This is a genomic window from Frankia sp. CeCAU1 (genome assembly GCF_977971845.1).
On record NZ_CDWWXA010000070.1, the window covers coordinates 1 to 9,323 of the forward strand.

The 9,323-nt window shown below is 71.2% G+C and carries 10 protein-coding genes and 1 pseudogene; 1 reads left to right on the forward strand and 10 read right to left on the reverse strand.

Annotated features, from left to right (window positions below):
* The 6 genes and pseudogenes from AC08OO_RS13580 to AC08OO_RS13605 form a co-directional block, all read right to left on the reverse strand.
* Nucleotides 1-1,561, reverse strand: a pseudogene (locus AC08OO_RS13580) (hypothetical protein); the annotation flags it as partial.
* A gap of 92 nt (nucleotides 1,562-1,653) precedes the next feature.
* The gene (locus tag AC08OO_RS13585) at nucleotides 1,654-2,409 is read right to left on the reverse strand and encodes a hypothetical protein (RefSeq protein ID WP_476618575.1); all 756 of its coding nucleotides are present in this window, start codon (nucleotides 2,407-2,409) and stop codon (nucleotides 1,654-1,656) included.
* Entirely contained in the window at nucleotides 2,406-3,275 is an 870-nt protein-coding gene (locus AC08OO_RS13590; protein ID WP_476618576.1) for a DUF2637 domain-containing protein, read from the reverse strand. Before AC08OO_RS13590 ends, AC08OO_RS13585 begins: the two co-directional genes overlap by 4 nt.
* Entirely contained in the window at nucleotides 3,275-3,466 is a 192-nt protein-coding gene (locus AC08OO_RS13595; protein WP_476618577.1) for a hypothetical protein, read from the reverse strand. The genes AC08OO_RS13590 and AC08OO_RS13595 overlap by 1 nt, the downstream gene beginning before the upstream one ends.
* A 259-nt stretch (nucleotides 3,467-3,725) precedes the next feature.
* Entirely contained in the window at nucleotides 3,726-3,965 is a 240-nt protein-coding gene (locus AC08OO_RS13600) for a hypothetical protein (RefSeq protein ID WP_476618578.1), read from the reverse strand.
* Nucleotides 3,962-4,306 (reverse strand): histone-like nucleoid-structuring protein Lsr2, encoded by a 345-nt coding sequence (locus tag AC08OO_RS13605; RefSeq protein WP_476618579.1) that lies wholly within the window; start codon nucleotides 4,304-4,306, stop codon nucleotides 3,962-3,964. Before AC08OO_RS13605 ends, AC08OO_RS13600 begins: the two co-directional genes overlap by 4 nt.
* A gap of 358 nt (nucleotides 4,307-4,664) precedes the next feature.
* Here AC08OO_RS13605 and AC08OO_RS13610 point away from each other — a divergent pair, with 358 nt between their 5' ends.
* Nucleotides 4,665-6,212: an AAA family ATPase gene (locus AC08OO_RS13610; RefSeq protein ID WP_476618580.1), complete on the forward strand. Its 1,548-nt coding sequence runs from the start codon at nucleotides 4,665-4,667 to the stop codon at nucleotides 6,210-6,212.
* A 159-nt stretch (nucleotides 6,213-6,371) separates the two neighbouring features.
* Here the strand turns inward: AC08OO_RS13610 and AC08OO_RS13615 are convergent, their stop codons facing one another.
* The 4 genes from AC08OO_RS13615 to AC08OO_RS13630 are packed head-to-tail and all read right to left on the reverse strand — an operon-like array spanning nucleotide 6,372 to nucleotide 9,224.
* Nucleotides 6,372-6,800 carry a hypothetical protein gene (locus AC08OO_RS13615; RefSeq protein WP_476618581.1) on the reverse strand — a complete coding sequence of 143 codons (429 nt, stop codon included), beginning with the start codon at nucleotides 6,798-6,800 and terminating at the stop codon, nucleotides 6,372-6,374.
* Nucleotides 6,801-6,826: 26 nt separating this feature from the next.
* Nucleotides 6,827-8,821, reverse strand: coding sequence for a DUF6745 domain-containing protein (locus tag AC08OO_RS13620; RefSeq protein ID WP_476618582.1), 1,995 nt, complete (start codon nucleotides 8,819-8,821; stop codon nucleotides 6,827-6,829).
* Complete coding sequence (locus AC08OO_RS13625) at nucleotides 8,818-9,009, reverse strand: hypothetical protein (protein ID WP_476618583.1); 192 nt, start codon at nucleotides 9,007-9,009, stop codon at nucleotides 8,818-8,820. Before AC08OO_RS13625 ends, AC08OO_RS13620 begins: the two co-directional genes overlap by 4 nt.
* A complete protein-coding gene (locus tag AC08OO_RS13630) occupies nucleotides 9,006-9,224 on the reverse strand; it encodes a hypothetical protein (protein WP_476618584.1) in 219 nt (72 codons plus the stop codon). Before AC08OO_RS13630 ends, AC08OO_RS13625 begins: the two co-directional genes overlap by 4 nt.
* Nucleotides 9,225-9,323 lie beyond the last annotated feature (99 nt).

A 9,323-nucleotide genomic window follows, 5' to 3' on the forward strand; every position in this document is an offset into this window, starting at 1 on the left:
GTTCGTAGTCGGCGCGGAGCTGGGCGATCTGTGCGTGGGAGGGCAGCCACACCCGGGCGGGTCGGGGTCGGATCTGGGCTCCCTGACGGACGAGGCATTTCCCTGGCCGGTCGAGGGACTCCACAGGCAGGTCGACGGCGCCAGGGAGAGCGCGGTGGAGGTCCTGCGGGTTGGCCTGCTCGCCGAGGACGATCCGTGTCTTCAGGTTCGTGGAGAGCTGGCCTGAGCGGAGGCTGTCCGCGGTCGGCCGTTTCACCATGATGACCAGGCGGACACCTTCCGAGCGGGACACGTTCGACAGCTCGACGAGCAGGGCGAGGCATTCGGGGTCGTCGAGGACCCGTTCGGCTTCGTCGACGATCAGGGTGATGTGCGGGTCGTCGGGGGTGGTGATGTGCTTGTCGAGGCCGGAGGCGGCTCCTGTGGCGGCGCGGCGGTCGACAGTGTCGAGGGTGTCGCGTAGCAGCGCGCGGGCGGCTTGGATGCCGATGTCGTAGCCGTCGGCGTTCGTCGCGACCGCGGCGAGGCAGCGGCCGAACTGGCGGGACAGCCGGCCGCCCTTGAAGTCGACGACGCGGGCTTCGCAGTCCCGGCGGACGATCGCCTCCCCGAGGAGGATCTTCGCGAGGGTGCCTTTCCCCCCCTCAGTACCGGCCACGACCAGCACATGCTTCCCCTCGGTCAGTTCGACCGGCGGGCCGTCTTCGTAGGGGCCGATCGGCCACGGGTCGGCGGCGAGAGCATCCGGGTTCGGACCGGGCCACGGGATGCCGTCGTCGTGGCCCTGGGCGTCGACGTGCGTGGAGACGAGCGGGTCGGCGGTGACGACGTGCAGCAGCGCGCGGGACGCATCTTCCGGGACGGCTTCGGCGCGCAGGCTGCCGCGGCGCAGGCCGAGCTTCGCCTCCAGCGCGGGCAGTGCGGCGGTCAGCTGGTCGAGGGTGTGGCCGTTGAGGTCGACCCGGTGGGACCACTGGCCGTCCACCTCCCCGGGCTCGGTGGTGAGCAGCGCGACGCCGGCCAGGCGGCACTGTGCGACCGCGTACGGCCACGCACGGGCGAACCGTCCGGCTGCGCGGGACATGCGTGCCCGGTGGGAGCGCCACCACGCAGGCCAGGCCGCGAGCGTGCCGAAGAGAAGCACCACGGCCTGCTCCGCGCGTGGAGTGCCGAGGAGGACCCACAGGGCCCACGCGGCGGATGCGTGGCCCGCGGCGACGATCGTGCGGCGCGTGCCCGTGGTGCGTGAGCCGTGCGCGGCGTAGCCGCCGGCCGTCATCCACAGGCCGAGCACCACGCACACCGCGGCTGCGGGCGGGAGGGTGTCACGCAGCAGCAGCGTCAGCAGCGCCACCGTGAGCGCGCACCACGCGGGGGCGAGTGCGTGGCGCGTGCGGAACAGGAAGCGGCGTGCGCGGCGCAGCGTGCCATCCCCGCGCGTGCGTGGCTCCTGCGGGGGCGGGACATGCGTGGGCTCCGCCTGCGTGGTCCACGCGGGAGGCGTGTCCGGGCGGGAGGTGCGCGCGACGGGACGCGGGCGGGTCAGCCATCCGCCGTCCACGCGTGGCACTCGGGGTGCGGGGCGTGTGCGTGGGATCGGCGAGTCCGCGCGTGCGTGGCCGCGTGCGCCAGGGCCGAACCAGGGGGCGCCGCTCATCGCCGGCCACCCGCAGCCTGGGGCAGGGCGAAGGCCGGGTCGACCGGAAGCCCTGTCTCGGCGGCGTCACGGTGGGGGCCGTACAGGGTTTCCTCCGCCTTCGCGGCCTGTGCGATCAGGGTAGGTGCGGCGATGATGCCGTCGAGCGCATCCCACATCGGGTTCATGACCTTTGCGTCGAGCCGTGCTTCTGCGTCGAGTGTTTCGAGCCACGCGTCGAAGCCGTCACGCACGCACGCGATGGCGGCTTGCCAGCCACGCAGCTGCGCGTTGAGGCCTGGGAGCCCTTCGTCCGGGAGGGGCATCGCGCCGGCCGCCGATGCGGCCTGGGCGAGGCGGGCGAGTTCCACATACCCGCCGAACTGCGTGGCGTTCACGGTGCGTGCCGCGGGCTGCGTGGCCGCGCGTGGGGATGGTGCGTGCGTGGCCGGGGTGCGTGTGCGTGCCGGGTGGCGCAGGTCCACGCGTGGGCCTCCTGTGCGTGCGGGGGTGGTGCGTGGGGCCGGCCAGAGTGCGCTGCGGAGCAGGCCGGCGGCGGTGGTGCGTGCCTGCCAGCGGCGGCCCGCGGGGGTGGCTGTGCGCCACGCGCGTGCACCGTCACGCAGCCGCGCGCTCCCCGCACGCGTGGCGGCACGTCCACCCTGAACGCGGATGCGCCCCGCCGGGCGGGAAGCCTGGCGGGGCGCATCCGGGTCGGGCAGCAATCCCACGAGGAGCAGGAAACCGAGCCCGACGACGATGACGGCGGTCATCCCACGCGCTCGCGTGGCGGGTCGGTGATGAGCTCACCGTCCGGGCTGACAGACCACACCCCGCTGTCGAGGTAGCTGTCGAGCTTGGGAATCCAGCCGGTGCGGATCGTGGCCTCGTTGACGCCGAACTGGCGCTCCAACGCACGCGAGGACACCCGCGCGCCGCGGTGGCGTAGCCGGACGATCTCCGTGCACACCGGTACGAACTCGGCGGAGCGGCGAGCAGCCGCGTCGGCGAGAGTGGCCACGCGCGCAGGGTCGCGTGGGATCGGCGCGGTGTGCGCGTCGTCCACGCGGGCGGGCTCCGGCTCGGCGACGTGCGTCGGGGTGTGCGCGGGTCGCGTGTCGTGCTCGGGTTCGGGCGGGCCTGCGTGCGCAGGCTGCGCGGCGGGGGCGGACGCGCGCACGGGCACGCCGACCGACGGGGGCTGCGCAGCCGCGGGGGCGGACGGACGGCGGTGCAGCAGCATCGCGTCGGCCACCGCGTACACCGTCGTCACGTCCACGATCAGCGGGCCGAAGACGGCGAGGAAGCCGTTGTGCCCGAGTGCGACCGCGAACGCATGCAGACCGGCGAACGAGATCGCGAACGCCATGGCGAACACGGCGACCACCAGGCCGACGACGATGTGCCGCTGCCAGCCGGGCGGGGTGCGGCGGAGTACGCGGAGAAGGCCGTGGAGGGCCACCGCGGCGAGGATCGGGGGGACGATGGAGCCCCACGCGGCGGTCTTGTCGGAGACGGCGTCCGTGTGGGCGTCAACGGCGTGCACAGCGTTGCCCGCCATCGACAGGGCGAGGGTGAGGCCCACGACGGCCCACGGATACGCCTGGTCGCGCTTCCGGACAGGGCCCGGGGCGGCCATCAGAACGACCCCCGGAGCGTCACCAGGAGCTCAAACGCGGGCCGGGTGAACGGGAACGCCAGCAGGATGTACCAGCTTCCCGCGGCGACCGCGTAGGAGACGAGCGCGGAGCGGAGGTTCCCGAGCCAGCCGTACAGGAACAGGCCAGAGAAGCCGAGGAGTACGAGGCCGGCGATGGTGGAGCCGTCCATCAGGCACCCACCGGGCGAGAAACGGCAGCTCGCGGCACGCCCAACCGGGCGTAGGGCTGCGTGGGCACGGCAGAATCGCACATGGCGCGAGGTCCCTCCCTGCAGGGCTCGTGCAAGTCGCCCGGCCCGGTGTTAGCCGCACCGTGCCGGGCGGCGCCATTCCAGGCGCCGGGAGCATGGTAACCCGACCCTGATCCAGGTCGGTACTTTCTACGATTCGGTGGCCCCGTCGACAGGTCCGGCGGGGCCACCGCGGGTTTCAGCCAGCCGGGACCGGATCGGCGGGCGGCTTCGGAATGGCGATCGGCATGGTGTGCGTGAGGGTCTCGTGGAAGCCGTCGGGGAGATCGTTTTCGGTGGTGGGGCGGCGCATGCTGCCCGCGATCGCGTAGGCGGACAGCAGTGTGACGGCCACCAGGCCGACAGCCGTCAGTACGACAACCGTGGGAAGTGCCGCCTCGACGATGCTGCGGGCCAGTTCGATGTTCGGGTTGTTCACGCTCCGCTGCCGTTCTGGGCCTTCTCGTACGCCTCGACGACGTCGGTGGCGATCCGGCCCCGGGCGCTGATCGTGTAGCCGTTGGCGCGGGCCCACTCGCGGATGCCGGGGTGCTCGGAATCCCCCCGGGACTTGGCGGAGCGGCCGGGCTTCCGGGGCCGGGTGGTGGCGGTGCGGCGGCCGGCGGTGACGAACGGGGCCAGCGCCTCGCGCAGCTTGTCGGCGTTTCCCTGCGCCAGGTCGATCTCGTACTGGGCGCCGTCCAACCCGAACCGGACGGTTTCGTCGGCCTCCTCGCCTGTGAGGTCGTCGAGCAGGGTGACGAGGGTCTTCTGTGCCATGCGGGTTCCCTTCCGTGGCCCGGCGGGCGCCGGGGTGGCCGTCACATTACATGCGATTCACAGAAAGTACCCTGACGGCCCGTTTTCCCCTCCCCCGGCCGGGTGGGGTGTGACGGTGGGTGATGTCCGGCGGTGTCCGGTCGGATGTCCGGATCTGCTGGTGGCTCGCGTGCGCCTGCGCGGTAGGCGGTCGGACGTCCGGATGTCCGGGGCTGGACATGGTCACCGTGCGTGGCTGTCGGTAGGGGTATCGGGCGGGGGCGGCTTGCCCCGGCAGGGGGGCGTGTGTATTGTTCGTAAAAAGTACTTTCTACGAATTGGCGGGCGGAGTGCCCGACCTGCACAGGGGGATCGCGCAATGGACTTCCAGCCGACGGCCGAGCAGCAGATTGCGATCGACACGTTCCGCCAGGGCGGGCATCTGGCAATCCAGGCCGGGGCCGGAACGGGCAAGTCGACCACCTTGGGGGCCATCGCCCGCAGCTTCCGGTACAGTCGGGTCGCCTACACCGCGTTCAACCGGGAGATCGTCCTTTCCATGGAGCGATCCATGTCCGGGCCCGAGCACAAGCACGTCCGGTGCCGGACCATGCACGGCTTTGCGTACGACGCGGTCGGCCACCTTTACAGGCATCGGCAGGGTGGGCGGATGGCGCCGAAGACCATGGCGAAGGCCCTCGGGCTGAACGACCCGATCTGGGTGCCGCAGATCGGGGGCGGGTCGCGGGCCCTCTCTGCAGGCTGGCAAGCCTCGTTCGTCGTCGCCGCGGTGCGAAGGTTCTGTCAGACCGACGACGCCGAGCCTGGCCCGCAGCACTTCCGGTACATCGAGGGCATCGACATGCCCGACCCGACCACCGGGAAGAGGACCTACCGGGCAAACGACACGGTCCGCCGGGCGCTGCTGCCGGCCCTGCAGAAGGCTTGGGCGGACGCGGTAAGCCTGACCGGGGTTCTCCCCTACAATGCCGGCTATTTCTTGAAGATGTACCAGCTCGGCATGCACCCGAATGATCTCAGTAAGCGGGGCCTGTACCGGATGGGTGCCGAAATCCTCATGATCGACGAGGCGCAGGACATGGCGCCAGTCATGCTCGGGATCATTAAGAACCAGGCGCGGGCGGGCACCCGGGTGGTGCTGGTCGGCGACTCCGCTCAGGCGATCAACGGATTTACCGGGGCTGTTGACGCCTTCAAGAACTTCGAGGTGGACCACACCTGCTACCTGACGCAGAGTTTCCGGTTCGGCCAGGACATCGCGGACTTCGCGAACAAGATTTTGGCTCAGCTCGACACTCCGCTTCGGCTCAAGGGCAAGCCAGGCGGGGCCGATGACACTGGGTACGTCGGCACCTGCTCGCGGCCGGACGCGATCCTGTGCCGCACGAACGCGAAGGCCGTGTCAACGGCGCTGTCGTTGATGGCCGGCGGGCGGACGGTTCGCCTGGCCGGGAAGACCGGCGAGGTTGTGATCCAGTTCGCGAAGGCTGCGATCGACCTTCGCGACAACGGCTGGACCGCCTTCCCCGATTTGCAGTGCTTCTCGACCTGGGGGCAGGTCCAGGAGTACGCCGAGCATGACGAGCTCGGAGGGGAGATCGCGCTTTTGGTCGATCTGGTCGACAAGTTCGGTCCGGAGACGATCATTGAAGGTCTTACCAAGATCGCCGGGGTGAAGGCTGCCGACATCACCGTGTGCACGGCACACCAGTCCAAGGGGCTGGAGTGGGACACGGTGAAGCTCGCGGCGGACTTCCCCGCGCCGAACAAGCTGACCGAAGACGAGCTGATGCTCCTCTACGTTGCGGTGACCCGGGCGCGGAACGCGCTGGACGTGACGGCCTGCCCGTCGTTCAACAAGGCGCCGGACACGGTGCCCGAGTGGCTGGCCGGTGCGGCGGTCTGAACGGCACAGGAACAGCGAGACGGCCCCCACCCGGGATGGGTGGGGGCCGTCTTCGTGCGCCAGTTCCTCTCGGCCTTGCTCCCGGTTGTGTCGGGTGGTTGGGTTGCACGGCCCCGGCCGGCGTTTGCCGCGCCGGCCGGGGCCGTCTTACACCGATGATCAGTCTTCGACCAGCCGCCGGTTGCCTTCTCGCTGCCGGCGGATCACCCAGGTGCCGGTGCCGACACCGAGCGCGTCGTGGTCGGCTTCCCGTTCCGCGCGCAGGCTGGCGAGGGTTGCCCGGCCATCGCCGTGCACCAGGTAGGCGGTGGCACCCTGGTGCACGGTGAGGGTGCCGAGGGTCTGCCCCTGGCGGCGGGCCGGATCCCAGCGGACATCCCCGGCGCCGAGGAGCTGGTGAACATGCCCGCCCTGGCCGCGGACAAGCTGCACCCCGGCGGCCGGAAGCGGGGTGGCCGCGTCGCGGATCTGCCCGTCGGCGGGGATCACGATCAGATCACCCTGCGCCTCAGGGAGTCCGACGATCGTGGGGATATCAATGTCGGCGGCGATTGCCGCCATGTCGACGGTGCTGGTGCTGGTGGTCATGTCAGTCCTCCTGTTGTGATGGCGGGTTAGGTCCTGCGTGCGAGAGTCGCGTACAGGTCGGGGGTCATCCGGACCGGATGGTCCGGATCTTCATAGGACCAGGCGGCGACGGTGAGCGCCGGGCGGTCGCCGAGCGGGCCGATCTCGGTAGAGCCGAATGTCAGCCCGAAAGATCTCCGGTGGCCGTCGGCGGCGGCGGTGCCGTTGGTGCAGATCAGCACCAGGTCGTCACCATCATCCCCGGCGATCTGACCGGGGATCTGGTACAGGGCCAGCGTCTGGCCCGGGTTTCCGGGGTCGGCGACCCGTGCCCCGACCGGGGTCAGATGCGCGGCGGCCACGAACTCGACCCAGCCTGTCCTCTCAATCGCACACCGGCGCAGCTCCGCGTTGCGCTCGGCGAGGATCCGGGCCGTGTCCCAGCCGGCACCCTCTACCAGGTCGGCTGGGACGCGGGTGCCGTGCCAGTAGTGCAGCGCCCAGCCGTCCCAGGAGATGGCGGGTCCGCCGTCGCGGTGGAGCCGGTGGGAGTCCCAGCCGGCCGGTCCGATCTGTTCCAGGTGGATTTCGCGGGGCCGGTCGGCGACCATGACGAACCGGCTGGTGGGCCACCACCAGCCGGCGAGGTTGGCGTCCGTGTATGCCTGTAGGCGGTCCCATAGATCGCCGGGGAGGGTGAGGCCGATGGTGCGGTAGTAGTCCAGGTAGGCGAGCCAGGAGGCGGCCCACTGGCCGTCGAGATACCTCCACCAGCGGTGGGCGGCGTCGTTCACCTCGCCGTACACCGCGCCGTACACCTCGCCGCGCACCGCGCCGCCCACCACGCCGCCCACCTCGCCGTACACCGCGTCGTTCACCTCGCCGCGCACCGCGCCGCCCACCACGCCGCCCACCGCGCCGCCCACCTCGTCGCGCACCGCGTCGTTCACCTCGCCGCGCACCGCGTCGTCCACCTCGCCGTTCACCGCGTCGTCCACCGCGCCGCGCACCGCGCCGCCCACCGGGACGTCCACCGCGCCGCCCACCGCGCCGCGCACCGGGACGTCCACCGCGCCGTCCACCGCGCCGTCCACCGCGCCGGCCACCACGCCGTCCACCTCGCCGGCCACCTCGCCGTCCACCGCGCCGCCCACCGGGACGCCGTCGAGCCGGCCGATGGCGGACATCGCCAACGCACCCACCAGCGGCGACGGCACCCGCACCACCCGGCCCGGCCACGGAACACCCGCATAGCGGTAGCAGGCGCGGGCACCCCGCTCCCACCGGGCCCAATCCACCGGGCTGCAATCCAACCCGCGGGCAATCCACATGTCCACATGCGGGCCCATAGCAGCCCGCATCTCACCCGTCAGATGATCTATACGGCTGGTCATAACGTCCTCTCTAGGAGCCTTCGGGCATGAGGGGTCCTCGGTGGCTGTGATGGTGAGGGAGATGCCGGGGGCGATCTGGTGGGCTCCCGGCCCGCGGCGGGCGCAGCCGGAACCGTGCTCGCCGACGATCTGGCCGCCCGCGCCGAATGGTGGTCCGGCGCAGATCTGGCTGGCGGTAACCAGCGGATTCGGGTAATCGGCGGCGAGCGCCCGCCCGCCGAACAGGCGGGCGACGATTCGCCGCGGCGCGGCGTCTGCGACTTCGGCGACGATGCCGTCCGTCCACTCTTTGCCCCATGTTCCGTCGCTAGCGATCCCAGTAGCGTCCGGGGCGAGCTGGTGGACACGGAGCAGGGCCGCGCATATCCACGGATCCCACTCCGCCCGGTCGCTACGGACGGTTTCAACGAGCCACTGGCCAGGGCCGAAGGCGCCAGGCCCGTCCGGGCCGTAGAGGACTAGGACGGGACGGCCAGCGGCGACGCGAATCAAAACGAACGCCGGGCTGGTATCGGCCTGTAATGCGACGCCGTGGGTGGCGGCGTCCGCGCAGATTGTTTTTGCGCCTACCTGGATTCGCGTCCAAGCGTCACGCCATCCGCGGTGGGCGGGGACGTAACCGAAATGATGCATGTACAGGCCGCTCATCGGGCCGCCGCCTGTTCGGCAATCCAAATGCCGATCGGGATCCCCGCGGTGAAAGCCGCCGCGACTAGTAGTGCCCGCCAAACCCAGTCCCACCATCGGGGCCGGCGGCCACCCGCCGGGATGGCCGCGGGCAGCTCGACGGTGTCCAACTCGGACAGCAGGAACGGCGTTCCATCCGGGCCGATCATCGGGTCACCGCCGCGGACCGGTGGGCGGCCACGAGGGCGCGGATACGGCGGATGTCCCCCGCCGCGCCGTCGAGGTGGCCGGCGTCGAGCTCCTGCGCGAGGACCTCGGCGCGCGCCGCGAGTATGACCCTGAAGCCGTAGGGGGGCATCGTCGCCAGATCGGCTCGGGCGCGGGCGATATCGTCGGCGGACGGTTCCAGATCCTCGGCGTTCATCGGGTCACCGACCGGCGGCCTGGCCCACCGATACGGGGGCCGCCGATGTCCGCCCGGCGTCCTGCTTCGGCACCGTCGTATTGACTTCCTCTCCGCCTT